The sequence below is a fragment of the Actinoplanes sp. KI2 genome (genome assembly GCF_025630775.1).
In the GTDB taxonomy this organism is placed as follows: domain Bacteria; phylum Actinomycetota; class Actinomycetes; order Mycobacteriales; family Micromonosporaceae; genus Actinoplanes.
Genome location: NZ_JAOSZE010000017.1, coordinates 110,941 through 135,439, shown reverse-complemented (window position 1 = coordinate 135,439; position 24,499 = coordinate 110,941). Strand labels below are relative to the sequence as shown.

Annotated in this window: 24 protein-coding genes; 11 read left to right on the top strand and 13 right to left on the bottom strand. The window is 71.7% G+C overall.

The window, feature by feature from the left end; all coding sequences use genetic code 11:
• Positions 1-41: 41 nt before the first annotated feature.
• Entirely contained in the window at positions 42-641 is a 600-nt protein-coding gene (locus ODJ79_RS19665) for a hypothetical protein (RefSeq protein WP_263024947.1), read from the top strand.
• A 28-nt stretch (positions 642-669) separates the two neighbouring features.
• Here the strand turns inward: ODJ79_RS19665 and ODJ79_RS19660 are convergent, their stop codons facing one another.
• The 5 genes from ODJ79_RS19660 to ODJ79_RS19640 are packed head-to-tail and all read right to left on the bottom strand — an operon-like array spanning position 670 to position 4,461.
• Positions 670-1,071: a type II toxin-antitoxin system VapC family toxin gene (locus ODJ79_RS19660; RefSeq protein WP_263024946.1), complete on the bottom strand. Its 402-nt coding sequence runs from the start codon at positions 1,069-1,071 to the stop codon at positions 670-672.
• A complete protein-coding gene (locus ODJ79_RS19655; RefSeq protein WP_263024945.1) occupies positions 1,068-1,340 on the bottom strand; it encodes a type II toxin-antitoxin system Phd/YefM family antitoxin in 273 nt (90 codons plus the stop codon). Before ODJ79_RS19655 ends, ODJ79_RS19660 begins: the two co-directional genes overlap by 4 nt.
• A 54-nt stretch (positions 1,341-1,394) precedes the next feature.
• A complete protein-coding gene (locus tag ODJ79_RS19650; RefSeq protein ID WP_263025000.1) occupies positions 1,395-2,123 on the bottom strand; it encodes an FAD:protein FMN transferase in 729 nt (242 codons plus the stop codon).
• A gap of 31 nt (positions 2,124-2,154) precedes the next feature.
• A complete protein-coding gene (locus tag ODJ79_RS19645) occupies positions 2,155-2,646 on the bottom strand; it encodes an FMN-binding protein (RefSeq protein ID WP_263024944.1) in 492 nt (163 codons plus the stop codon).
• A 30-nt stretch (positions 2,647-2,676) separates the two neighbouring features.
• Positions 2,677-4,461, bottom strand: coding sequence for a ferredoxin reductase family protein (locus ODJ79_RS19640; protein WP_263024943.1), 1,785 nt, complete (start codon positions 4,459-4,461; stop codon positions 2,677-2,679).
• 185 nt (positions 4,462-4,646) lie between these two features.
• On the opposite strand from ODJ79_RS19640, the gene cbiE reads away from it, so the two are divergent.
• From cbiE to ODJ79_RS19625, 3 genes are read left to right on the top strand one after another with little or no spacing between them, the layout of a single operon-like run.
• On the top strand, positions 4,647-5,858 hold the full coding sequence (cbiE, locus tag ODJ79_RS19635) for a precorrin-6y C5,15-methyltransferase (decarboxylating) subunit CbiE (RefSeq protein ID WP_263024942.1): 1,212 nt from the start codon (positions 4,647-4,649) through the stop codon (positions 5,856-5,858).
• Positions 5,855-6,607 carry a precorrin-4 C(11)-methyltransferase gene (cobM, locus tag ODJ79_RS19630; protein ID WP_263024941.1) on the top strand — a complete coding sequence of 251 codons (753 nt, stop codon included), beginning with the start codon at positions 5,855-5,857 and terminating at the stop codon, positions 6,605-6,607. Before cbiE ends, cobM begins: the two co-directional genes overlap by 4 nt.
• The gene (locus tag ODJ79_RS19625) at positions 6,586-7,311 is read left to right on the top strand and encodes a cobalt-precorrin-6A reductase (protein WP_263024940.1); all 726 of its coding nucleotides are present in this window, start codon (positions 6,586-6,588) and stop codon (positions 7,309-7,311) included. Before cobM ends, ODJ79_RS19625 begins: the two co-directional genes overlap by 22 nt.
• A 3-nt stretch (positions 7,312-7,314) precedes the next feature.
• On the opposite strand, the gene ODJ79_RS19620 is transcribed toward ODJ79_RS19625, so the two are convergent.
• The 3 genes from ODJ79_RS19620 to ODJ79_RS19610 are packed head-to-tail and all read right to left on the bottom strand — an operon-like array spanning position 7,315 to position 11,036.
• Positions 7,315-8,679 (bottom strand): MFS transporter, encoded by a 1,365-nt coding sequence (locus ODJ79_RS19620; protein WP_263024939.1) that lies wholly within the window; start codon positions 8,677-8,679, stop codon positions 7,315-7,317.
• On the bottom strand, positions 8,676-10,046 hold the full coding sequence (locus ODJ79_RS19615) for a glucose-6-phosphate dehydrogenase (RefSeq protein ID WP_263024938.1): 1,371 nt from the start codon (positions 10,044-10,046) through the stop codon (positions 8,676-8,678). Before ODJ79_RS19615 ends, ODJ79_RS19620 begins: the two co-directional genes overlap by 4 nt.
• A gap of 30 nt (positions 10,047-10,076) precedes the next feature.
• The gene (locus tag ODJ79_RS19610; RefSeq protein WP_263024937.1) at positions 10,077-11,036 is read right to left on the bottom strand and encodes a GlxA family transcriptional regulator; all 960 of its coding nucleotides are present in this window, start codon (positions 11,034-11,036) and stop codon (positions 10,077-10,079) included.
• Positions 11,037-11,129: 93 nt separating this feature from the next.
• Here ODJ79_RS19610 and ODJ79_RS19605 point away from each other — a divergent pair, with 93 nt between their 5' ends.
• Together ODJ79_RS19605 and ODJ79_RS19600 are read left to right on the top strand one after the other, a co-directional pair.
• Positions 11,130-11,255, top strand: coding sequence for a hypothetical protein (locus tag ODJ79_RS19605; protein ID WP_263024936.1), 126 nt, complete (start codon positions 11,130-11,132; stop codon positions 11,253-11,255).
• Positions 11,256-11,313: 58 nt separating this feature from the next.
• Positions 11,314-12,033 (top strand): lysozyme, encoded by a 720-nt coding sequence (locus ODJ79_RS19600; protein ID WP_263024935.1) that lies wholly within the window; start codon positions 11,314-11,316, stop codon positions 12,031-12,033.
• Positions 12,034-12,160: 127 nt separating this feature from the next.
• On the opposite strand, the gene ODJ79_RS19595 is transcribed toward ODJ79_RS19600, so the two are convergent.
• Both ODJ79_RS19595 and ODJ79_RS19590 read right to left on the bottom strand, forming a co-directional pair.
• A complete protein-coding gene (locus ODJ79_RS19595) occupies positions 12,161-13,033 on the bottom strand; it encodes an STAS domain-containing protein (RefSeq protein WP_263024934.1) in 873 nt (290 codons plus the stop codon).
• Positions 13,034-13,156: 123 nt separating this feature from the next.
• Positions 13,157-13,861 (bottom strand): SemiSWEET transporter, encoded by a 705-nt coding sequence (locus ODJ79_RS19590; protein WP_263024933.1) that lies wholly within the window; start codon positions 13,859-13,861, stop codon positions 13,157-13,159.
• Positions 13,862-14,023: 162 nt separating this feature from the next.
• Between ODJ79_RS19590 and ODJ79_RS19585 the strand changes: the two genes are divergently transcribed.
• Complete coding sequence (locus ODJ79_RS19585; RefSeq protein WP_263024932.1) at positions 14,024-15,235, top strand: hypothetical protein; 1,212 nt, start codon at positions 14,024-14,026, stop codon at positions 15,233-15,235.
• Positions 15,236-15,302: 67 nt separating this feature from the next.
• Here ODJ79_RS19585 and ligD read toward each other — a convergent pair whose 3' ends face one another.
• The 3 genes from ligD to ODJ79_RS19570 form a co-directional block, all read right to left on the bottom strand.
• Entirely contained in the window at positions 15,303-16,253 is a 951-nt protein-coding gene (gene ligD / locus ODJ79_RS19580) for a non-homologous end-joining DNA ligase (protein WP_263024931.1), read from the bottom strand.
• 75 nt (positions 16,254-16,328) lie between these two features.
• Positions 16,329-18,053, bottom strand: coding sequence for an acyl-CoA dehydrogenase (locus ODJ79_RS19575; protein ID WP_263024930.1), 1,725 nt, complete (start codon positions 18,051-18,053; stop codon positions 16,329-16,331).
• 50 nt (positions 18,054-18,103) lie between these two features.
• Positions 18,104-19,930 (bottom strand): sensor domain-containing diguanylate cyclase, encoded by a 1,827-nt coding sequence (locus ODJ79_RS19570; RefSeq protein WP_263024929.1) that lies wholly within the window; start codon positions 19,928-19,930, stop codon positions 18,104-18,106.
• A gap of 259 nt (positions 19,931-20,189) precedes the next feature.
• Between ODJ79_RS19570 and ODJ79_RS19565 the strand changes: the two genes are divergently transcribed.
• The 4 genes from ODJ79_RS19565 to ODJ79_RS19550 are packed head-to-tail and all read left to right on the top strand — an operon-like array spanning position 20,190 to position 24,462.
• The gene (locus ODJ79_RS19565) at positions 20,190-21,959 is read left to right on the top strand and encodes an alpha/beta hydrolase (RefSeq protein WP_263024928.1); all 1,770 of its coding nucleotides are present in this window, start codon (positions 20,190-20,192) and stop codon (positions 21,957-21,959) included.
• A 9-nt stretch (positions 21,960-21,968) separates the two neighbouring features.
• Complete coding sequence (locus ODJ79_RS19560) at positions 21,969-23,006, top strand: WD40/YVTN/BNR-like repeat-containing protein (RefSeq protein ID WP_263024927.1); 1,038 nt, start codon at positions 21,969-21,971, stop codon at positions 23,004-23,006.
• Positions 23,007-23,034: 28 nt separating this feature from the next.
• Positions 23,035-23,916: a fructose bisphosphate aldolase gene (locus ODJ79_RS19555; protein ID WP_263024926.1), complete on the top strand. Its 882-nt coding sequence runs from the start codon at positions 23,035-23,037 to the stop codon at positions 23,914-23,916.
• A gap of 9 nt (positions 23,917-23,925) precedes the next feature.
• Complete coding sequence (locus tag ODJ79_RS19550) at positions 23,926-24,462, top strand: DUF1697 domain-containing protein (protein WP_263024925.1); 537 nt, start codon at positions 23,926-23,928, stop codon at positions 24,460-24,462.
• The last annotated feature ends 37 nt before the right edge of the window (positions 24,463-24,499 follow it).

Here is a 24,499-nt window from a genome sequence, read left to right as displayed (position 1 = left end):
CGGCAGGATGTCGACAGAGGACCGTCGAAGGAGGCCGATCGATGACCAATTCCCTGACGTCCGTGCCGGACACCGCCTTCCTCCAGCCCGGCGACATGCCGGGACCGATCAAGGGCAGTCCGCTACGCCTGGCGATGGGAGAGCAGCCGCTGCCCTCGTTCTGCGGCGCCGCGTACGACCAGCATGACCGCATCGCGGTGCGGGCCACCTTCCGGCTTCTGTACAACAGCCCGGGGTCGGCCGCCGAGTCGACGCCCAAGGCCGAGGTCTACGAAGACATCCTGGTCTACCGGGAGGACGCGGCCACGGTCTTCTTGACGGCGCTGCGGGCAGCCGTGGCGGGGTGCGCGTCGCAGACCGACGACGTGGGGGTCCGGGTCGTCAACGTGCTGCGCGGTGCGGTCGAGGCCGGCGACGAGTCGGCGCTGATCGAGCAGCGGCGGGCGGCCACCGACGAGATGGGCGAGCCCCTGGGTGACGGGTCGGAGCAGAGCATGTTCTGGGCGGCGATCCGGGTGGCGAACGCGATCGCCTTCCTGACGGTGATGGGCTGGGAGACCGCCTCGGCCGACCTCGGCGACACGATCACGCTGGGGCAGCGGGCGGCCGACCGACTTGCGGCCTGGCGCGCACACGGCTGACGCGCAGGCGGGTGACCGGGCATCGTCGTCAGTTCGGCGCCACGACGTCGAGGCCGGCCCGCTCCGCCACCTCGGCCAAACGCTTGTCGTACGTGATGAACGCGCTGATCGGTTGGCCACTGGCGACCAGGAACTCCGCGGTGGCCAGATGGATGGCGTCCAACGAACGGAGTCCAGGCCCGGGATATGCGCCGGCAGTTGCGCGGACCGCGGCATTGACGTCGACGCGATAGAGACGAGCGAGCACCGCAGCGACACCGCCGAGAACGCCGGGCGCGCTCCGGTGCAGGGCACGGGGCAGCTCAACCTCGACCAACGCCGAGGCCACGACCCGCTCTGCGGGCCGAGACCCCAGCCAGTCGACCAGGGCACGCGACTCGGCCTCGGGCCGGACGAGCTTGACGAGCGCCGCCGTGTCGAGATAGATCACCAGCGTTCCTCATCGCGCAGATCCGAGATCAACTGGCCGGCTTCCTGGCCGGTCGCGGGCACTCCGGTCGGCATCGGGAAGGGAAGCGTGACGGTCGGCGGCGTTATTACGCCGGTGTTGACCAGTTCGTCGAGGGGGTCGACGCCGATCGGAACGATCCTGGCGATGGGACGCCCACGGTTCGTGATCTCCACAGTCTCGCCCCGCTCGACCCGCGCAAGCACGCCGGCCGTGTCTTGGTTGAGGCTGCGGATGGGAATGCGGTCCATGGCCAGAGTGTAGTACGAAATGTAGTACCTCGGGCGGCGCGACAATGGCGAACGTCAGACCGCGGCGGGGAGGTTGGCCGAGCTGAAGGCGCGGCCGTCGTCGGTCACGCAGGCCGACTCGTAGCCGTCGGTGGCCATTTTTGCCAGCCAGGTCAGGCCGGGCTCGCCCATCGCCAGGGCCGCCGTCGCGTACGCGTCGGCCAGGGACAGGTCGGGGCCCACCACGGTCACCGAGCGCAGGCCCCGGGCCGGTTTGCCGGTGCGGGGGTTGACGATGTGGTCGCCCCGCTCGTAGGTGCCCGAGGTGGCGATCGCCCCGTCGGTCAGGGCCAGCACCCAGCTGAGCTTGTCGGCCTCCCACGGGTGACGGATGCCGACCCGCCACGGGCCGCCGTCGGGGTGGTGGCCCCGCATGCGGATGTCGCCGCCGGCGTTGATGTAGTGGTTGACGGAACCGGCGGCGGCCAGGCGGGCCGAGGCCACCTCGACCGACCAGCCCTTCACGTAGCCGGAGGGGTCCAGCGCGCCCCCGGCGTACGCGTCGAAGTAGCCGTCGGTGTCTCGCCACAGGTCGGCGCACGCGTTCAGGACGTGGCGCAGGTCGTCCGACGCGTCGGCGGCGGTGATCTCGCCCCGGCGCAGCCGCATGACCTCGCTGTCCGGCTTGTACGTCGAGAAGCGCCGGTCCACCTCGTGCAGCCAGCGGCACACCTCGTCGATCAACTCGCCCAGTCTCGGCGAAGGGAGGTCGTCGGCCAACTCGATGCTGACGGCCGTACCCATGACCTGCTCGACGTGGCGCACGAACAGGACCCTACGCCTTGGCGGAGTCCAATGCCGCCTGCAACGACTCCTGGTAAGACTGGCTGGTGTAGGTGGCGCCGGAGATCGCCGCGACCTTCGCGCTCTGCGCCTGCAGGGTCTCCTGCTTGAGCTTCGGGACCGCGACCGGGTTGATCGTCGCGCTGTTGCCGGTGGTCGGGTACGTCGCGTCGACCGCGGTGATCTTGCCGTCCGCGATCTTCACGGTGACCTGGACCGTCCCGTACGGGTTGGTCGCGCCCTTGCCCTTGAACGTGCCGTCCTTGAGGCCGCTCTTGTTCTTCGCGGGCGCGGTCGTCTTCTTGCCGGCGGCGCCGGCGGTACCCGGCTTCTTGGACGTAGCCTCGGGCGTCGGGTTGGCCGCCAGGTCGACCGAGGATGACGCGGCAGGGGGTGCCGCCGGCGGCTGGACGCTCAGGCGCACGCCCACGATCAGGGCGGCGCCGGTCAGCGTGCCGACTGCCGCTGCGGTACTACGTCGCATCTCTCCTCCGAAGGCCGAAGATCGGAATGGTCAGAACTCGAACGGGTCGAGGTGCAGCTGGCTGTCGGGGACGTCGAGCTCGCGCAGGGTGCCCACGGCCGCCTCGACGAGCCCGGGCGGGCCGCAGAGGTAGACGTCCCGCCGGGACACGTCCGGCACCAGGCCGAGCAGGCCGTTCGGGGTGAACAGCCGCCGCGGCCCGGGGTCGTTGCGCGACCCGACGATGTAGCGGACCCACGCGTCCCGGCGCTCGGCCAGCTCCTCCAGCTCGCCGCGGAACACCAGCTCGTCCGGCCGCGACGCCCGGTAGATGACGATCGTGTCCGGCGGCATGTCCTCGAGCAGCGCGCGGATCGGCGCGATGCCGCTGCCGCCGGCGATCAGCAAGGCCCTCCGGCGAGTACGCCGCTGGGCCGTGAACACCCCGAACGGGCCCTCGGCCCAGACCGGCGTGCCCGGCTTCATCAGGCCCAGCCGCGAGGTGTGCCCGCCGACCGCGGTCACGGTCAGCCGCAGCCACTCCGAGTTCGGTGCCGCGGACAGCGAGAACGGGTGCGACTGCCACCAGCCGTTGCGGGTCAGGAAGCGCCACCGCATGAACTGGCCGGCCTGGGCCGGGAGCTTCTGCAGTTTCTTCCCGTCGATGTAGATGGAGAACGTGTTGGTGGCGCCCTCGGCGACGACCTCGGCGACCTCGAAGCGGTGCCGGGTGTTCAGCCAGAGCGGCTCGACCAGCCGGCCCCAGACCAGCGCCGAGATCACCAGGGCGGTCAGCGCCGGCCAGAACACCGAGGCGAACTTGCCGCTCAGGTCGGCGCCGGTGGCGACCTGATGGCCGTAGCCGAGCAGCAGGACCAGGTAACCGGTGAGGTGGATCAGGTGCCAAAGCTCGTACGGGAGCTTGTTGCGCGCGGCCCGGATCGAGATGAGGCTGATCACGACGAGGATGACCGTCGCGGCTACCGCCTTGAGCATGTCCGGGAACGTGCTGACGATCGTCCACGCCTGGTCGACCACCGGCGCCTTGGCGGTGAGCGCGTAGCCGTACGTGATGAGGACGATGTGCGCGAGCACCGCGATCACCAGCGTGGTGCCCAGCCAGCGGTGCCAGCGCAGCAGGTCCCGCGCCCCGACCCACTCCTCGAGCCAGGAGACCCGGCTCATCATCAGCAGCTGGATGAACAAGATGTAGCCGCCGACCAGCCCGGTTACCCGGCCGGCCGCGAGCATCGCGGTGGCGGTGTCGTTGATCGCGCCGGCCTGCGTGTCGAACAGCCAGAGCGAGAGGCTGGTGGCCAGCCCGGAGAAGAACAGCAGGATGGTGAGCAGGCGGTTGCCGCTGACCGCCTCGGCCGGCGGGCGGTCGTCCGGGATCGGCGGCTGCGCCGGGCCGGTGGCCTTCCAGCCGGTCGGGTCGGTCTGCGACTCGATCAGGATGTCGCTGCGCCGGTAGGGGTCCTCGCGGTCCGGCTGCTGCCGGGGCTGCGGATCGTCGATGTATGAGTCCCAGGTCGGCGGGCGCCGATCGTCGACCTCGGGGACCTCGCGCACGTCCGAGGCGCGCTCGTCGTAGTCGTCCGTCCACGGGTCGACGGGCTCGGGCATCCGCGGCTCCGACAACCGCGAATGACGCGCGTCCTGCTCGTACCGGTCCTGCTCGTACCGGGAATGCTGTTCGATCGGTGCGGCGTCGCGCGACTCCGGGCGCAGCGCCTGGAAGAAGTCCCGGTCGTCGTCCGGCGTCCCGCGCAGGTCGGCGAAGTACTGCGCGTCCTCGTCCGGCGCATGGCGCTGATCACGAGAGGTCTGGAACATCGGCGGTCCTTGCGCCATCGTCCTTCACCCGTCCAGCAGTAGTCCCGCGGCGCCGGTCACCCCCTGTGTCCGGCGTGACGACCCGGTCTCGGGGGGGCCGTCTGGTTGAGATACGCAGCGGGCACGAGCATCGCTCAACGGGATCCGGAAATTCTCGGCCGCGGCCGTCGCGATACCGTCGCGCCATGCGTCCCGACAACCCCGACCTGGTCACGGTGGTCGGCATCGGCGCCGGCGGGTGGCCAGATCTTTCCCGTACGGGACAGAGCACGGTCGCCGCCGCCGACGTCCTGATGGGCAGCGCCCGGCAGTTGGACCTGGTCCCGGCGTCGGTGGCCGCCGAGCGGCTGCCCTGGCCGACGCCGCTGCTCCCGGCGCTCGCCGGCCTGCTCGACGCCCATCGCGGACGCCGGATCTGCGTGCTGGCCAGCGGCGATCCGATGTTCCACGGGATCGGCGCGACGCTCGTGCGGCTGCTGGGCGCCGATCGCGTACGGGTGGAGCCGCACCCCTCCTCGGCCTCGCTCGCCGCCTGCCGGATGGGGTGGCCACTGGCCGACACCGAGGTCGTCAGCCTGGTCACCGCGCCGGTCGACGCCGTCCGGCGGCTGATCAATCCGGGGCGGCGGTTCCTGGTGCTGTCCCGGGACACGGCGACGCCCGCCCTGGTGGCGGGCGTGCTGGTCGGGGCCGGCTACGACGCCGCCCGGTTGACCGTCCTGGCACAGTTGGGCGGCCCGGACGAGCGGATCACGCGGGGCCGGGCGGCCGAGTGGTCGCACCCGGCCGGCGATCCGCTCAACGTCATCGCGGTCGAGTGCGGGGACGGTCCCGCGACGGCCGTCGTACCCGGGCTGCCGGACTCGGCGTACGAGTCGGATGGTCAACTCACCAAACGGGAGGTGCGCGCGGTGACCTTGGCCGCGCTCGCGCCGACCCCCGGCGCCCTGCTGTGGGACGTGGGCGGCGGCTCGGGCAGCATCGGCATCGAGTGGATGCGCGCTCATCCCTCGTGCCGCGCCGTCACGGTCGAGGCCTCGCCGGCCCGATGCGCGACGATCCGCGCCAACGCCGCGCTGCTCGGCGTTCCCGGCCTGTCGGTCGTCGAGGGGCGGGCGCCCGGCGCCCTGACCGGCCTGGCCACCCCCGACGCGGTCTTCATCGGCGGCGGGCTGACCGCGGACGGCGTGCTCGACGCCTGCCTGGCGGCCCTGCGCCCGGGCGGCCGGCTGGTGGCGAACGCGGTGACCGTCGAGTCCGAGGCCGTGGTCGCGGCGGCGTACGCGAAGCTCGGCGGGGACCTGACCCGCCTCACGGTCAGTCGCGGGTCGCCGGTCGGCGGCTTCACGGGGTGGCGAACGATGATGCCGGTGACGATCTGGGCGGTAACCACGTGACGGTCCACTTCATCGGTGCCGGGCCGGGCGCCGCCGATCTCATCACCCTGCGGGGCCAGCGCCTGATCGCCGCGTCGCCCGTCTGCCTGTACGCGGGCAGCCTGGTCCCGGTCGAGCTGCTCGACGAGTGCCCGCCCGGCTGCCGCAAGGTCGACACCGCCCGGCTCGACCTCGACGAGATCATCGCGCTGCTGGCCGCGGCGCACGCCGAGGGCCTGGACGTGGCCCGCCTGCACTCCGGCGACCCGTCGGTCTTCAGCGCGGTGGCCGAGCAGATGCGCCGCCTGGATTCCCTGGCCATCCCGTACGAGGTGGTGCCGGGCGTGCCGGCCTTCGCGGCGGCCGCGGCGTCGCTGGCGCGCGAGCTGACCGTCCCCGGGGTGGCCCAGACGGTGATTCTCACCCGCACGGCCGAGCGGGCCACGGCGATGCCGCCGGGCGAGGACCTGGCGACGCTCTCGGCCAGCCGGTCCACGATGGTGCTGCACCTGGCGGTCCAGCGGATCGAGGCGGTGGTCGCCGACCTGATCCCGTCCTACGGTCCGGACTGTCCGGTGGCGGTGGTCGCGTTCGCGTCCCGCCCCGACGAGGTGATCCTCCGGGGCACCCTCGCGGACATCGCCGTCCAGGTGAAGGAGGCCGGCATCCGCCGCACCGCGGTCATCGTGGTCGGCCCGGCCCTGACCGCGGCCCAGTTCCCCGACAGCCACCTCTACTCCACCACCCGATGCCGCCCCGGACCGTCCTGATCCTCGGCGGCACCGGCGAGGGGCGTGCGCTGGCGGCGGCGCTTCCGCGGTTCCGAGTGATCAGTTCGCTGGCCGGACGAACCCGGGAGCCGCTGCTGCCCGCGGGCGAGGTGCGGATCGGAGGCTTCGGCGGCGTCGACGGCCTGGCCGACTACCTCCGGGCGCAACGGGTCGATGTCCTGGTCGACGCGACACACCCGTTCGCCGCGCAGATCAGCGCCAATGCGGCCGCGGCCGCCGCGGTCACCGGCCGGCCGTTGCTGGTGCTGCGACGACCCGGCTGGATCGAACGACCCGGCGACGACTGGCACCGGGTGCCGACCCTCGAAGCCGCCGCCGCCCTGCTCCCCCGCCTCGGCCGACGGGTTTTCCTGACCACCGGCCGACAGGGCATCGCCGCCTTCGCCGATACCCCCGAGTGCTGGTTTCTGGCCCGCTCGGTCGAGCCCCCGACCCCGCCCGTGCCCCTGCACCTCGAAGTCCTGCTGGATCGAGGCCCGTTCACCGTCGACGGCGAACTCCGCCTGCTCCGCGAGCACCGCATCGACGTGCTGGTCAGCAAGGACAGCGGTGGCGCCGATGCCAAGCTGGTCGCCGCCCGCGAGCGGGGAATCCCGGTGGTGCTGATCGACCGGCCGGCTCTCCCGGCCGCCGCCGCGACCGCCACCTCGGTCGAGGAAGCCGTCGCCTGGCTGCACACCTGAAGATCAGCTCGGCGCCGGTGTGCCGAGGCGGCGCAGGGAGCGATCGGCCAGCACCAGCGCGAGCAGCAGCACCGCGACCACGATCAGGAAGACGGCCAGCTCGTGCAGGCCGGCCGTGTCGGCGCCGTGCCCGAAGAACGCGCCGGTCGCCGCGGCGGAGACCATCGCGCCCAGGTAGGCGAAGGTGCGCAGCAGGCCGGCCGAGGCGCCCATCCGGTCCGGGTCGGCCTGGAAGTAGACGGCATTCTGGTTGGCCAGGCTGTTCAGGCCCTGCGGCAGGCCGCAGATGACCGAGATGAGGACCGGGAGCCAGAGCGGGCTCGCCGAGTCGAGCAGGAGCATCAGCGCGCACGCGACCACCTGGCTGACCGCGCCGACCAGGAGCTTGCCGCGGAACTCGGCGCGCCGGCCGGTGACGGTGGAGACGCCGATCGAGACCAGCGACATCGGCAGCAGGATCAGGCCGGCGTGCGAGGCGCTGAGCCCGCGGCCCGCCTCCAGCCACTGGGTGAAGCCGTAGAGGTACGCGTACGCGACGGTCTGCGCGAGCAGGGTCCGGGCGTACGTGGCGATCAGCGGTGCGTTCCCGCCGAACACTCGTACGTCCAGGAAGGGGTCGGGGTAGCGCAGCTCGCGGCGGACGAAGCCGGCCCCGAGGACCACGGTGAGCGCCGGCAGCCAGAGGTGGCCGGGCGAGGGGCTCATCAGGAACAGCATCAGGCTGGTCAGGGTGCCGGCGAACAGGCCGATGCCCAGATGGTCGAGCCGGTGCTCGAACTCCTCGATGCCCTCCGCCCTGGGCAGCAGGATCGCGCCGAGCACCAGGCAGACCAGCGCGAGCGGGACGTTCACCGCGAACAGCGACCGCCAGCCGGCCGCGCCGATCAGCAGGCCGCCGACGGTCGGGCCGATCACCACGATGGTCTGCGCCGAGACCGCGAGCGCGGTGAGCAGGCCGCCCGGCTTCGCCACGCCGGAGCGGCGGATCAGGTACATCGCGGCCGGGTAGCCGGCGCAGGTGCCGAAGCCGAGCAGCACCCGGGACAGGACCAGGAAGCCGAGCGAGGGGGCGAGCGCGCCGATCACCCCGGCGACGCCGACCAGGGCGGCGCCGGCCAGGTAGAGCCGGCGGGCACCGTACCGGTCGATCAACCGGCCGACGACCGGCTGGCCGGTGGCGGTGGCCAGGTAGAGCGCCGACACCAGCCAGGCGGTCCGGGCCGGGACCGCGTGGAAGGTGAGCCCGATCGGCACCAGCGCGACGGCCAGCATCGACGAGTTGACCGGGTTGAGGACGGCGCCGAGGACCAGCGGGACGATCAGGCGCCGATCGAAGGTCTTGGTGGCGAGTTTTGCCTGACGAATCACTGCCCGAGCAGCCACCGGTGCGGCGCGGCGAGCTTGCGGGCCTTGGCCGGCCCCCATGAGCCCGGCTCGTAGGTGATCGGCCGCGGCGGCCTCTCCAGCAGCGGGGTGACCGCCTTCCACGCGGCCGACAAGCCGTCCGGGCGGGTGAAGAGCGCGCGGTCACCCGCCAGCACGTCGTGGATCAACCGGGAGTACGCCGGGAGTGGGTCCGCATCGGGGAGTTGCGCCAGCGGCAGTGCCACCGAGGCCGGCTCCAGGTTCTCCGCGATGCCGGGCTTCTTCGCGAGCAGCGCCAGATCGACCTCACCGTCCCCGGCCAGCGAGAACGAGAGCACGTTCGCCTGCGGGGGAAGCTTGCGGAACGGACGCTCGGGCGTACGCAGGACGAGGCTGACCCGCTGCTCGGCGGCGGCCAGACGCTTGCCCGTGCGCAGCAGGAAGGGCACGCCGCGCCAGCGCGGCGTGTCGATCCAGAGCTTGGCCGCCACGTAGGTGTCGGTGCGCGACCCCTTGGCCACACCCTTGATCTCCCGGTAGCCGGCGAACTGGCCGAGCACGGCCTCGGCCGGGTCGATCGGGCGGAACCGGCGGATCACCGTCTCCCGCGCGGCCTGCAGGTCGGCCGCGCCGAGCGAGGGCGGCGGCTCCATCGCCACCTCGGCGGCCACCTGGAACAGGTGGGTGACCAGCATGTCGAGCACCGCGCCGGTGGCGTCGTAGAACACCGCCCGGTTCGCCACGTCGAGCTTCTCCGGCACGTCGATCTGCACGCTCTCCACGTGCTCGCGGCTCCAGATCGCGGCGAACGCCTGGTTCGCGAAGCGCATCGCGTGCAGCTGCTGGGTCGCCTCCTTGCCCAGGAAGTGATCGATCCGGTACACCTGCGACTCGTCCAGCACCGCGTGCACCTGCCGGCTGAGGGTGCGAAAGCTCGACGGCGACGTGCCGAACGGTTTCTCGTAGACCACCCGGGCCCCCTTGGCCAGCCCGTGCACGCCGAGCGCCTTGGTGATCTCGGGGAACGCCACCGGCGGGATCGCCAGGTAGTGCACCAGCTGCGCGTCCCGGCCGACCTCCTGGCGGGCCTCCTCGATCACGTCGAGCAGGCTGCCGGGCGACTCGGAGTCGAAGCCGCCGCCGGCGAACCGCAGCCGCTTCGCGAAGTCGTCCCAGGACCCGTTCTTCGGCGGCCCGACGACGTCCCGTACGTGCGCTCGGAAGTTTTCATGAGAGACGTCGCCCCGGCCGTTGCCGACCAGGATCCAGTCGGAGGGGAGCAGTCCCTCGTTCGCGAGGGTCCAGAACGCCGGCAGCACCAACCTGGCAGCCAGATCGCCGGTGGCGCCGAAGAGCACGAACACGGTCATGCCCGCCAGTTTCCCCCCGGCCGGGGCAGCTCACACCGAGTGTGACCGGAACGTTCCGCGGTACGCCTGTGGGGTGGTACTCAGCCGCTGGGCGAAGTGGTGCCGCAGGGTGGCCGCGCTGCCGAAGCCGGCCCGCTCGGCGATCGTGTCCACGCCGAGGTCGGAGTCCTCGAGCAGCCGGCGGGCCAGCAGCAGCCGCTGGTGGGTGAGCCAGTCGTGCGGGGTCGCACCGGTCTCGTTGCGGAACTTGCGGGCGAAGGTGCGCGGCGCCATGTGCGCCAGCTCGGCCATCGTGTCGACGCTGTGCGGCCGGTCCAGCGTGCCGAGCACCTGGGTGAGCACCGGCTGCAGGGTCTCGCACTGCAGCGACTGCAGCGGGGTCTCGATGAACTGCGCCTGACCGCCGTCGCGGTGCGGCGGCACGACCATCCGCCGGGCGAGGGCGGTGGCGATTGCGGTGCCGTGCTCCTGGCGTACGAGATGGAGCCCGGCATCCACGCTCGCGGCCGTGCCCGCGCTGGTCAGGATCTTGCCGTCCTGGACGTAGAGCACATCCGGGTCGACCTTGGCGGCCGGGTGCCGCAGCGCGAGCTCGTCGGTATGCAGCCAGTGCGTGGTGCAGCGGCGGCCGTCGAGCAGGCCGGCCTCGCCCAGCGCGAACGCGCCGGTACACACGCTCATCACCCAGGCGCCCCGCTCGTGCGCCCGGCGCAGCGCGTCGCTGACCTCGGGGTCCACCGCGTAGCCGTGGTGGTAGTGATACGGCGCGACGGCGACCAGGTCGGCCGCCTCCACCCGGGACAGGTCGTGCTTGACGCTGAGATCGAAGCCGGCATGGGTGGGCACCGGGCGCCCGTCGCGCGAGCAGACGGCGAAGTCGTAGCCGGGCAGGCCCTCGTCGCTGCGGTCGTAGCCGAACAGCTCGCAGAGCACGCCCAGCTCGAAGACCGCCACCTCGGGGAGGGCGATCACGGCCACGTTGCGGAGCATGTGACGCAGCCTACCGCCGGTTGGCAGGATTTTGAAGGTGTATGGCATCTCTGCCACTGTCGCCCGTGGAGCAGAGAGCGAAGACTTGCCGTCATGGCATTCGGAATTTTGGTCTTCTTCCTGCTCATCACCCTCGCATCGATGGCCGGCAAGGTCGTGGACTCGCGCGACAGCGCCGACTGGAAACCCACCGACGGCGGGTTCCGCCACAACACTTGATATCTACACATCTCTATGAATAAATCGACCGGACTCTTTCCTTAACGGAGGTTTGGTCGTGACATACCGTGCAAAACGCGTTCTTGTCGTCGTGGCGGCCCTGATTGCGGGACTGGCGATCGCCTCCCCCGCCGAGGCCGCCACCGTCACATACGGGCAGGACGTCTCCAGCTACCAGGGCAACGTCAACTGGGCGGCACAGTGGAGCGCCGGCTCACGGTTCGCCTACATCAAGGCGACCGAGGGCAATTACTACACCAACTCGTACTTCGCCCAGCAGTACAACGGCTCGTACAACGTCGGGATGATCCGCGGGGCGTACCACTTCGCGATCCCGAACGGCGCGAGCGCCTCGGCCCAGGCCGACTACTTCATCGCGCACGGCGGCGGCTGGTCGGCCGACGGCAAGACGCTGCCCGGCGCGCTGGACATCGAATACAACCCGTACGGCGCCACCTGCTACGGCCTGTCCCAGGCGAGCATGCGCTCATGGATCTCGGCGTTCCTGACCCGCTACCACGACCGCACCGGTCGCTGGGCGGTCATCTACACCACCACCGACTGGTGGATCTCCTGCACCGGCAACTACACCGGCTTCTGGGCGAACTCGCCGCTGTGGCTGGCCCGCTACGCGAGCGCGCCGGGGACGCTGCCGGCCGGGGCCCCGACCTGGTCGTTCTGGCAGTACTCGTCCTCCGGCCCGTTCGCCGGCGACTCCAACCAGTGGCACGGCGCCCTCGACCGCCTCAAGGTGCTGGCCTGCAACGGCTCCTGCTGACGGGTCAGGCGGCCGTGCGTTGCCGTGACTGCCCGCGTTGACCGGTCAGGCGGCCGTGCGTTGCCGTGACTGCCCGCGTTGACCGGTCAGGCGGCCGTGCGTTGCCGTGACTGCCCGCGCTGACAGGTCAGGCGGCCGTGCACTGACGTGACTCGACGCGGCGCACGGCCTCCCGCAGCCGCGGCGCGCGGCCCGGATGCGCCTTGGCGTTGGGCGACTCCGGGCCGTGCCGCCGCAGCATGTCGGCCAGCCGCTCGTCCAGCTCCATCACGCGCCCGTTCGGGCCGACCGTCTGATCGGCGTAGGTCAGCGCGTCGGCGACCGCGGTGTCCTCGCGCGGAAACTCGGCGAGCCGGTCGGCCAGCCCCCAGACCTCCGCGATGCACATCGCCTCGGAGTGATGGGCGACCAGGCACGCGACGCGATCCGGCCAGCCGATGCCGCGCAGGTGCAGCCCGCCGTCCAGCGGATGGAAGCCGGTGTCGCGCACCTGCGGGGCGTAGCCGATGTCGTGCAGCCAGGCCGCCGCGACCAGCGCGCCCGCATCCGCCTCGGCCGGCAGCGTGTCGACGATCCCCTCGGCCCGCGTGGCCACGCCGACCGTGTGCCGCCATCGCTCCGGCAGCCCGGCGAGCAGCAGCTGGGCCAGGCGTCGCGCATCCCGCACGAGCGACGGACCGTGCACGTGCCGCAGCCGGAGCCGGGACACCCCGGCCGCGATCAGCTCGTCGGCGAGCGCGGTCGAGCAGTGATCGACGAACACCGCCACCCGCTGATCGTCCCCGAGCAGGCAGGCCGCGGCCAGCACGCCGAGGTTCAGCGGATCGAGCTCCTCGACGTCGGCGAGGTCGAGGATCAGGCGCGGCGGGCGGGTGTGCCGGATGACCTCCACCAGCGCATGGCGCAACTCCACGGTGACGCCGGCGTCGACGCGGCCGTGCGGCCGGATGACGACGGCGCCATCCGTATTGACGGTGACCTCGACCTGCCTGGTCGCCATCGATTCACCTTCCGTTACCCGCAGGTTTCCCGGGCGTAAAGGCTAGGGTCTGACGCGCGGCGGGTCGAGAGGTCTCGGGAAAAGTTCACCTTCGCCCAAACGAGTTCCGCCGGGCGGACCGCCTCAGAGGCCGGCCATGGCGATCGGGCGGGTGGTGACCGAGTCGCGCCAGCGGGGGGCGCCGGCCGCGATGGCCACCGACGACCGCTCGCGGCGCAGGTGCAGGACGGTGCAGACGATCAGGGCGCTGACCAGGCCGACGGTCGCCGAGGCCCAGACCGCGGGCTGCCCGGTGCCCAGGCCGTAGAGCAACCAGGAGACGGTCGCGCCGACCGTCATCCACCAGCGCGCCGGCGACAGGCCGGACAACTCCTGGCGTGGGTTGCGCAGCAGGGAGAGCGGCTGCGGGACCGCGGCGATCACCGACACTCCGGCCAGCACCAGCCCCAGCAGCGACGCGACATGGCTCGGGCGTACCCCCGGAACGGCTGTCGCCAGACCGCTCAGCAGGACCGGCGCGACCACCAGCGCCGCGGCGGCGGCAGTCAGGCGCAACGTGCGGCCGGAGCGCATCGACGGCTGAGTCGCCAGCAACGCCACCATGATCGCCAGACCCGCCGTGCCGGTCACCACGTTCGTCACGATCTGCAGGTGCACGCCGCTCAGCCAGCCGTAGGTGATCCAGCCGATCGGCAATGCCGCTCCGAGGGCGCTCCCGGTGGCCGAAAGGCCGCTCGTGCGCCGCTGTACGCAGGCCTTGAGGACCTGGGGCCAGGGCAGGGTCATGGACAGCGCGGCGCCGAGGCAGCCGAGGGTGTGGGTAAGCATGATCCGATTCCGGTCGACTGCAGGGCCGGATGTCCCATCGCCGGGACCGCCCTCGGGCTTACCGATTCGGGCCGGAAGCTACCGGGGTGCAACCGTTCGCAACGGGTAAGCAACCCACCGAGGGGGTGACATCGGGGGCGAAACCTTTGGCACAGTGGACGGATGCTGACCGACGTGGACCTCCCCGCGCCCGGGTTGCTGTGGACCAGGTGGGCGACGCTCGCCGCCACGCTGACCGGTATCGGCTACGCCGACGTCTGGTACGTCGACGAGCGGGGCGCGCACCACGACGACCACGGCGGCTCATGGGCGCGGCTGGCTCTGGTCGACGGCGCCCGGGCCGTCCTGTACGGGTATGACCGGGATCACAGCTCCACCGCGGAGGCCGATCCGCCGCTCGATCTGCTCACCGGCGCGCCGGACTGGCTGCCCTGGGACGATCTGGTCCCGCTCGCCGAGGCCGACCGGCTCGGCTTCGTGGTCTGGCACGCCGAGGGGCGCTGGTCCCGGGTCCGCTACCGGGCCGGTGTCGGCGACGGGCTGGCCGACAACGTCGGCGCGGTGCTCAGCCACGAGAACACGTTGCGCGAGCTCGCCGAGATCGTCGAGGAGTGGGGGCAGCACGAGCTGCCCACCCCGGCCGAGCGCGACGACGTGCGGAACGCATCCGAGCGGCTGCTCGCGGCGGCGGTGCGCGGCGAGGTCGACGCCGGCGCGTTCGAGCGGCTGCTGGGCCGGTTGATCGAGCCGGAGCTCGACCTGCGGACCGCGCTGTTCGCGGCCGGGCGGGGCGGCATCACCGCCGGCACCCGGCCGCCGCGGATAGCGCCGGGCGAGCGCCCGCCGATGCGCCGGGTGCGCCGGCTCAGCCAGGGCGAGCACGACCGGCTGGTGTGGGGCGCCATGCGCGAGGCCGAGGAGCTGCGCCGGCCCGCGCCGCCGGCCACCGGCGAACTGGACGCGCTGGCCGGCTGGATGCGGGAGCGGGCGCCGGGCCGGGACGCGCGCTGCACCGTCCTGGCGTACGCGGACGCGTCGAGCACGAGCGTGCAGCCGGGCGAGCACCCGCCGACCGGCCGGGACGGCGGGGATCGGTACCGGCCGTCGCACGAGCTCACCGAGCTGGTCCGGCGGCTGCGCCGGGCCGAGGCCGACCCGCGCTACGGGCGCTGGCTGTTCCTGCGGGTGGAGACCACGGCGTCCGGCATCATGATCGAGCGCCGGTACGACTCGTGGCCGGACTGGTGGGCCGACGACGGCGTTTCCGGGCCGTGGCGCACCAACCTCCAGGAGGAGATGGACGCCCGCGGCCGGGACTGGCGGCCCGACTGGGTGCGCCTGCTGAACCCGGAGATCGCGTTCCGCCGGAAATAGCGGCCCCTCAGGCGTCCTCCTCGGCGAGGTCGAGGCCGTCCCGGTCGGCCCACTCCAGCGCGGCCCCTCAGGCGTCCTCCTCGGCGAGGTCGAGACCGTCCCGGTCGGCCCACTCCAGCAGAGTCTCGAGCGAGAACGCCCGGTCGTCGATGGTGGCGTGCAGGTCCCCCAGCCGGGCGAAGCGGTCCGGAACCGTCTTGATCGTGAAGTCGCGCGGGTCGACGTCGGCGACCTCGGACCAGTCGATCGGGGTGGAGACGGTCGCGGCCGGCACGCCGCGCACCGAGTACGCGCTGGCGATGGTGTGGTCGCGGGCGTTCTGGTTGTAGTCGACGAACAGCTTCACCGGGTCGCGGTCCTTGCGCCACCAGGTCGTGGTCACGTCGTCCGGCGCGCGCCGCTCGACCTCCCGGGCGAAGGCCAGCGCCGCCCGGCGCACCTCGCCGAACGGCCAGTCCGGCCGGATGCGCACGTAGATGTGCAGGCCACGGCCGCCAGACGTCTTCGGGTAGCCGGTGATGCCCAGCTCGTCGAGCACCTCGCGGGCCACCGCGGCGACCCGGCGCACCCGATCGAACGGGCAGTCCGGCATCGGATCGAGGTCGATCCGCCACTCGTCGGGCTGCTCGGTATTCGCCCGCCGTGAGTTCCACGGGTGGAACTCGACGGTCGACATCTGCACCGCCCAGATCACGTCCGCGAGCTTGGTGACACACAGCTCGTCGGCGTGCCGGTTGTACCGCGGGAACTTCACCCGGACCGTCTCCAGCCACGGCGGCGCGCCGTGCGGCACCCGTTTCTGGTGCACCTTCTCGCCGGCCAGCCCGTCCGGGAAACGGTGCAGCATGCACGGGCGCTCGCGCAGCGCCCGGACGATCCCGTCGCCGACCGCGAGGTAGTAGTTGACCAGGTCGAGCTTGGTCAGGCCGAGGTCGGGGAAGTAGATCCGCCCCGGGTTGGAGACGCGGACTTGATAGTCACCGACTTGGGTTAAGACCGCCTCGCTCGATGCCGCCATGGGCCAACCCTAGGCCGTGCATCGCCGGGTGAAAGCCCAACCATAAAGCGGATCCGAGCCGTCAGGCTCGGAACCTTAGCCCAGCCAGGCGTCCTGGAGATCGACCAACAGGGTGTCCCGGGAGTCCAGCAGATCGAAGAGCGGCCCGGTCCGAGGCAGCTCGTGGGTGATGAAGTACCGCGCGGCGACCCGCTTGCCCTCGTAGAAGTCGCCCGACTCGTCCCCCACGGCGGCCAGCTGCGACAGCCACATCCAGGCGATCACCAGGTGTCCGGCGGCGTCGAGATAGGCCGTGGCATTGGCCAGCGCGACCGTCGGGTCGCCGTCCGCCCACAGCTTGGCGGTGGTGCGGGCCAGCCGGTCGGCCGCGGCCAGCACCGGCTCGCCGAGATCCACCGGTGCAGCGGCCGCCGTTTCCCGGATGCGAGACAGCAGGAGCGCGAGACCCGCGCCGTCGCGCATGACGACCTTACGGCCGAGCAGGTCGAGCGCCTGGATGCCGTCGGTACCCTCATGGATCGAGTTGAGCCGGTTGTCCCGGTAGAACTGCTCGACCGGGTACTCGCGGGTGTAGCCGTACCCGCCGTGGATCTGGATGGCGTGATCGTCGGCGAGCCGGCACCACTGCGACGGCCAGGCCTTCACGATCGGCGTGAGCACGTCGAGCAGCAGGTCGTTCTCCGCCGACGGCTGGTCCAGCAGCTTCGCCGCGAAGAGCACCAGAGCAAGACCGCCTTCCACGTACGCCTTGGAAGCCAGCAACATGCGACGCACGTCCGGGTGGTCGACGATCGGCACCGGTGGCGCCGCCGGGTCCTTGGCCGCCACCGGCCGGCCCTGCACGCGCTCGCGGGCGTAGTCGAGGGCGTGCAGGTAGCCGGTGTAGCCCAGCGCCACCGCGCCGGCGCCCACCCCGATCCGTGCCTCGTTCATCATCAGGAACATGTAGGCGAGGCCCTTGCCCTCCTCGCCGACCAGGTAGCCGGTCGCGTCCTCGAAGGAGAGCACGGCGTTGGTGGTACCGCGGTAGCCCATCTTGTGGTTGAGCCCGGCCAGGGCCACGCCGTTGCGCACGCCGACCGTGCCGTCCGGACCGACCAGATGCTTCGGCACGATGAACAGCGACAGGCCCTTCACCCCGGGCGGTGCGCCGGCCACCCGGGCCAGCACCAGGTGCACGATGGTCTCGCTCAGCTCGTGGTCGCCGCCGGAGATCCACATCTTGCTGCCGGTCACCCGGTACGTTCCGTCGCCGGCCGGGGTCGCCCGGGTGAGCACGTCGCTCAGTGACGAGCCGGCCTGCGGCTCGGACAGGCACATCGTGCCGGTGAACCGGCCGGCGAGCATCGGCTTCACGTACGTCTCGACCTGTTCGGGCGTCCCGTGGGTGCTGAGCAGGTGGGCGTTCGCCATGGTCAGCATCGGGTACGACGAGGTGCCCACGTTCGCCGCCTGGAACCACAGGAAGCAGGCCCGCGCCACCACGATCGGCAGCTGCATGCCGCCGAGCTCCTCGTCCATCGTGGCGGAGAGCAGCCCGGACTCGTTGAACGCCTTCAGCGCCGCGGCCACCTCGGGGATGATGTGCACCCGCTCGCCGTCGAAGCTCGGCTCCTCGAGGTCGTTGCGGCGGTTGTGCGGGGCGAAGTCCCGCTCGGCGATCCGCGCGGAGAGATCGAGAAACGCGTCGAACGTCTCCCGCGAGTGCTCGGCGAACCGCTCGCGCGCGGTCAGCGCCTCGACGTCGAGCCACTCGTAGAGAAGAAAGTCGAGGTCACGCCGGGAGAGGAGCCGGGACACGCGGTCACCGCCGTTCGCGAGTCGGTACTGGTGACCTCCAGTGTGCCGTCTCAGGGCTCGGCGCGGTGCCTGCCGGGCTTCGGGGCACCGGCCAGCGCGAGCGGCTCCCGGCCCTTCTTGATCGAGTACATGGCGTGGTCGGCCGCGCGCAGGGCCTCGTCCGGGTCGCAGGAGAGCGGGGCCAGGTGCACGCCGACGCTGGCGCCGATGGTCACCTCGTGACCGTCGATCAGGAACGCGGCCTCGACCGCGGCCCGGATCCGGTCGCCCATGGCGTCGGTGTCGGACGGGTCGTGGATGCCGGGCATGAGCACCACGAACTCGTCGCCGCCGACCCGGGCCAGCACGTCGTTCTCGCGTACACACTCGGACAGCCGCTGGGCCACCTGGCGCAGGAGCTCGTCGCCGGCCTCGTGGCCGTGCGCGTCGTTGACCGGCTTGAAGCCGTCCAGGTCGACGAAGAGCACGGCCACCGCGTCCTCGCGCAGCGACGCGTCCAGCGCGTCCTGCATGCGGCGCCGGTTGGGCAGGCCGGTCAGCGCGTCGTGCGACGCCTCGTGAGCCAGCCGCTCCTGGAAGGCGCGGGTCTCGGAGACGTCCCGAGCGTTGATCACCACGCCGTTCAGCGCCGGGTTGTGCATCTGGTTGGACGCGGTGAACTCGAACCAGCGCCACTCCCCGTGCGCCGGCCGGACCCGGCACTGCAGGCGCACCACGGCGTCCCGCTGGGTCACCAGCGCCGAGAAATGGTGCATCATGTACGGCCGGTCGTCGGGGTGGACGATGTCGAAGACGGTGGTGCCGGTCAGGCGGCCGGCCTCGAAACCGAGGACCGAGGTCGAGCTCGGGCTCGAGTAGGCGATCTTCCCGCGCCCGTCGAGCACGGTCACCAGGTCGGGGGCGTGCTGGAAGAGGGCCTGGAAGCGGGCGTCGCCGCGGCGGCGCTGGAGCGCCGTACGGTAGCCGAGGGCCGAGATCGCGGTGATGCCGATCAGGATGATCGCCAGCAGCGTCATGTTCAGCGTCTGGCTCTTCGAGTGCACCGCGCCGTCGAACGACGACTTGCTCTGCGCCCGCACGTACGCCCAACCGCCGGGCAGCTGGCCGACCACCACCGCGATCATCTGGGTACTGCCGTTGCTGTACTCGACGAAGTTGCCCGTGCGAGAGGTCGCAGCGATGTCCGCGCGAATCTCCGGGTCGATCTTCCGGCCGACGTTCTTGGCGTCGTCGGCGGCACCGATCACGCCGTTCGCGTCCACCACGCTGGCCGTGTGGGTCTTGTCCTTCAGCGTCGCCAGGTATTTCTGCAGCGTGGTGCTGGCCACCTCGTCCAGGCCGATCAGCACGCCGGCCGGGGCGCCGCCCACGACGACCGGCACGGCCACCGCCTGCAGGAAGACGTCGCGACGTTTGCCGGTCGAGCGGTCGACGCCGTCCACCCGCATCACCCCGGAGAAGCCGGCCTGCTTGGCCTTGAGCGCGGCGCGCATCGGCGCCCAGCCGGCGTCGGTGCTCGACGGGAGCCCGGTGGAGCGGCTGCTGGTGAGCACGTTGCCGGCGAGGTCGGTGAGCAGGGCCCCGTACCCGAAGGTCGTGCTCTTGGCCACGAGCGTGTTGAGCACCAGGCGGTCCGGTGCGCTGTTCTTGCTGAGCTGCAGCACATGGCTCTTGGTGAAGTCCAGCAGCTCGGCCGCGGACATCAGCTGGAGCTTGCCGATGAGGCTGCCGTTGTTGACGGCGAGCGTCTGCGTGTCGGCTCGGTGAACCGCGTCGGCGGTGCGAAGCGCCGAACGGTTCACGAGAATGCCGATGGTGCCTGCGGCGGCCAGCAATAGCACGCTGACCACCACGGCAATCCAGTTGCGCAGCCGCATGGCTCCCCCTTCCTCCGGTTGACATCGGCACCGCGGCGGGCGACTGAATGAAAATGCCGTCCCTAGGGGAGATCCCCCGTCTTCCCCGGTCAAGCCCGCAGATGTCCCGCTATGGGCGATTTATGGCCGTGCGGCGCGAGCGCATGTGGCACAAGATGGAGGAGTGACGCCGGAACGCGGTTGCGGCGTCACCGGGATCGGACGATTCTTCGATCCGGATGGGCCGGGCGGCACCGACGAGCGGCTTGGGGGAGCGCCTATGCGCAGGCTGGTGGTGACGGCGCTACCGGAGACGCACGCGCCGCGGCGCAGTTGGCTTCCTGCACCGCGGCGCAGTCGCGAGAACGACGACCCGGTCACCAGCGCCCCGCCGCCACGCCCCCGGGTGATGCGCCGCGGCCTCAGCGTGACCGGCTTCGGTCTGTCGGCCGTCTTCTACTGCCTCTCCTTCACCCCCTCGCTGCTCCCCCGGCCCTGGCTCCTGCAGGGCGTGGTCGCCGGGCTGACCGCCGCGATGGGGTACGCGGCCGGCACCGCGATCGGTGCGACGGTGCGGGTGTGGTGGCGGCCCGCCGCCGCCGGCCGGGCCGAGGGTGGCTGGACCCGCCGGCGCATCGAGCGGATCGCCTGGGGCCTGCTGTTCCTGCTGGTCCCGATCCTGATCGTGGTGTTCCTCTGGCTGGGCACCCGATGGCAGCGGGATCTGCGCGTACGCCTGGGAATGGAACCGCAGCAGGAGTACGACGCGCTGCGCACCGTCGGGGTCAGCCTGCTCACCTTCGGCCTGCTGCTGCTCACCGCCCGGCTGCTGCGGCTCGGCGCGCACGGCATCGCCCGCCTGCTGACCCGGGTGGTCCCCGAGTCGGCCGCGTACTGCGCGGGCTTCCTGGTGATCACCCTGCTCAGCTACGGCGCGTTCGACGGCATCCTGGTCGACAACCTGTACACCACCGCCGACCGGTCCGCCGCCATCACCGACAGCGGGACCGGGCGCGGGGTGGTGCGGCCGATGTCCGCGTTGCGCTCCGGCGGGCCGGGCTCGCTGGTGAGCTGGGAGTCGCTCGGCCGGCAGGGCCGCAACTTCGTCACCAAGGCGCCGAGCCCGCAGCAGATCACCGCGTTCACCGGCGAGCCGTCGACCGAGCCGATCCGGTTGTACGCCGGGCTCGAGTCGAACGGCGACGTGCGGCAGCGGGCCGAGCTGCTGGTCCGCGAGATGGACCGGACCGGCGCGTTCGGCCGGGCGGTGGTCGCGGTCTTCACCCCCACCGGCACCGGCTGGGTGGACAACGACGTGACCACCTCGCTGGAGTACATGTACGGCGGGAACACCGCGCTGGTGTCGATGCAGTACTCGTACCTGCCCAGCGCGCTCTCCTTCCTGTTCGGCCGCTCCCAGGTCGTCGAGGCCGCGTCGGCGCTGATCACCGCGGTGCACGACCGCTGGGCGGCGATGCCGCCGGACCGGCGGCCCAAGCTGCTGATCTTCGGAGAGAGCCTCGGCACGTACGGGACGGAGAAGACCTTCGGCTCGGCCGAGAAGATGGTGGCCGGCGCCGACGGCATCCTGCTGGAGGGCCCGACCTTCGCGAACCCGATCCACGAGCAGCTCACCGAGGACCGCGCGCCCGGCAGCCCGGTCTGGGACCCGTCCTACCCGGCGCTGCCGATCGAGTTCGCGAGCCGGGCATCGGAGCTGCGCGAGCTGACCGGCCCGCCACCCAAGGTGGTCTACATGCAGAACTCGTCCGACCCGGTGGTCTGGGCCGGCGTGAGCCTGCTCTGGCACCGGCCGGACTGGCTGCGCGGCCGGCGCGGGCCGGATGTCACCCCGGCGATGCACTGGTACCCCGGGATCACGTTCTGGCAGACCACGGTCGACCTGATCTTCGCGAACAAGGCGCCGGTCGGGCACGGGCACACCTACAAGTCCGGGACGGTCGACGGCTGGGCCGCGATCGCCTCGCCGCCGGGCTGGACCGCCGCCGACACCGTACGACTGCGTGCCCTGCTCGATCGACAGGCGTAGTTTCCGGGAATGACGTCGCACCGAAAGTTGTCGATCGCGATCGCCGGGGTGGCCGTGCTCGCCGCCACCGCCGGCTTCACCGGACACGGGCCGCACTGGCAGCTCACCGACACCGGCGTGACCGTCCGGTTCCGCGGGCTCGCCCCGGTCAGCGGCCAGGTCGCCTGGGTCGCCGGCGCCGAGGGGACGATCCTGCGGACCGTCGACGGCGGCCGGAACTGGGACTCGGTCGGGCCGGCCGACGCCGCGGCGTTGCAGTTTCGCGACATCGAGGCGTTCGACGCCCGCACCGCGGTGGCCCTCACCATCGGCAACGGCACCGACTCCCGGATCTACGCGACGTCGGACGGCGGTCGCAGCTGGACGACGGCGTTCGTCAACCAGGACGCGAACGCGTTCTACGACTGCATGACCTTCCTCGACCGGCGGCACGGGCTGGCGCTCTCCGACCCGGTCGACGGCACGTTCCGCATCCTCGCCACCGGCGACGGCGGCCGCTCCTGGGCGGTCCGGCCGACCGCGGGAATGCCGGCCGCACTCGACGGCGAATTCGCGTTCGCGGCCAGCGGTACGTGCCTGGTGTCCGCGGGCGGGAAGGCGTTCTTCGGATCCGGCGGCGGGTCGTCGTCCCGGGTGTTCTCCTCGTCCGACGGCGGCTATCGCTGGTCGGTGACGTCCACACCGATCCCGTCCGGTGCCAGCGCGGGGATCTACAGCCTGGCGTACCGGGACCCGGCGCACGGCCTGGCCGTGGGCGGTGACTACACGATGCCCGGCTCGGCGCCGTCCGGGGCGGCCTATCTGCACGGGCACACCTGGACGGTGGCCCGGACGGTTCCTGGGGAGTACCGCTCGGGTGCGGCCTGGGTCGGCCGCGGGCCGGTGGCGCTGGCCGTCGGGCCGACCGGGAGCGACCTGAGCGTCGACGGCGGCCGGACCTGGAAGAGCTTCGACACGGGCAGTTTCGACGCCGTGCTGTGCGCCGGGGACGGTTCCTGCTGGGCCTCCGGCGAACAAGGCCGGGTGGCGCGGCTGTCCTGGCACTGACCGGTTCCTTCTCCTGCGGGGTGCGGGCATGGATCAGCAGCAGCGGTCGAGGATCGCGCACGGCACCGGCTTCTTCGCCGCCCTGGACCAGAGCGGCGGAAGCACACCCCAGGCCCTCGCCCGGTACGGCGTGGACTCGTTCGCCGACGAGGGCGAGATGTTCGATCTGATGCATGAGTTCCGTGCCCGGATCATCACCTCGCCCTCGTTCGACGGCACGCGCGTCCTCGGCGCGATCCTGTTCGAGCAGACGATGGACCGCGCCATCTCCGGCGTCCCGTCGCCGCGGTACCTGTGGGAGCGAAAGAACGTCGTGCCCTTCGTTAAGGTCGACGAGGGCCTGGCCGATGAGGCGGACGGTGTACGCCTGATGAAGCCGTTCACCAGGCTCGACGGTCTGCTCGAGCGGGCCGTCTCCCGGCGGGTCTTCGGGACGAAGATGCGCTCGTTCGTCGCCTCGGCGTCGCGCGCCGGCATCAACGCCGTCGTCGACCAGCAGTTCACGTACGCCGACCGGATCCTCGACGCCGGCCTGGTGCCGATCCTCGAACCGGAGGTGGACATCCACAGCTCCACGAAGCTCGAGTCCGACATACTCCTCAAACAGGGCATCCTGGACCGGCTCGCGAACCTGCCGGCCGGCCGCCAGGTGATGCTGAAGCTCTCCCTCCCGTCGGTCGACGACTTCTACGCCGACCTGATCGGGCACCCCCGGGTGCTGCGCGTGGTGGCCCTCTCCGGCGGCTACGGCCGGTCGGAGGCGGACGACCTGCTGACCCGCAACCGTGGGCTGATCGCGAGCTTCTCCCGAGCCCTGGTCCAGGACCTGCGCCACGACCAGACCGACGACCAGTTCAACCACGCCCTGGACTCCGCCGTCGAGGCGATCTACCAGGCCTCGCTCACCTAGGGTGGTGCGGTGACCCAGGCGGCGGTGGCGTTCCTGCGCGGCGTCAACCTCGGACCACGCAACAAGGTCCCGCAGCGTGCGCTCGCCGAACGACTCGCGGAGGCCACCGGCGCGCCGGTCCGTCACCACCTGCAATCCGGCAACCTCGTGGTCGCCGCGCCCACGCCGGAGCTCGCGTCAGTGATCCGAGAACTGATCGACGACGACACCGGGCTGGACATCCCGGTCGTCGTGCGCACCGCCGCCGAACTCGCCGACCTGCTGGAGGCGTGCCCCTGGCCGGGCGAGGACCCGCGCCGGGTGCACCTCTCGATGTGGGACGACGAGCACGACCGCGGTGCGGCCGGCGCGATGACGGCCGCCGACTGGTCGGGCGACGAGATCGCCTTTGCCGGACGGAACGCCTGGATGCGGTATGCCACCGGGTTTCACCGGGCGAAGCTCGGCAACCACGTGGTCGAGCGTCGTCTCGGCGTCACCGCCACGGCCCGCAACGCGGACACGATCCGCGCCGTCCTCGAACTGACCGCCCAAATTCGGCTGTAACACTGCCGCACGCCGAGGCGTGCATAGGGCAGGAGCA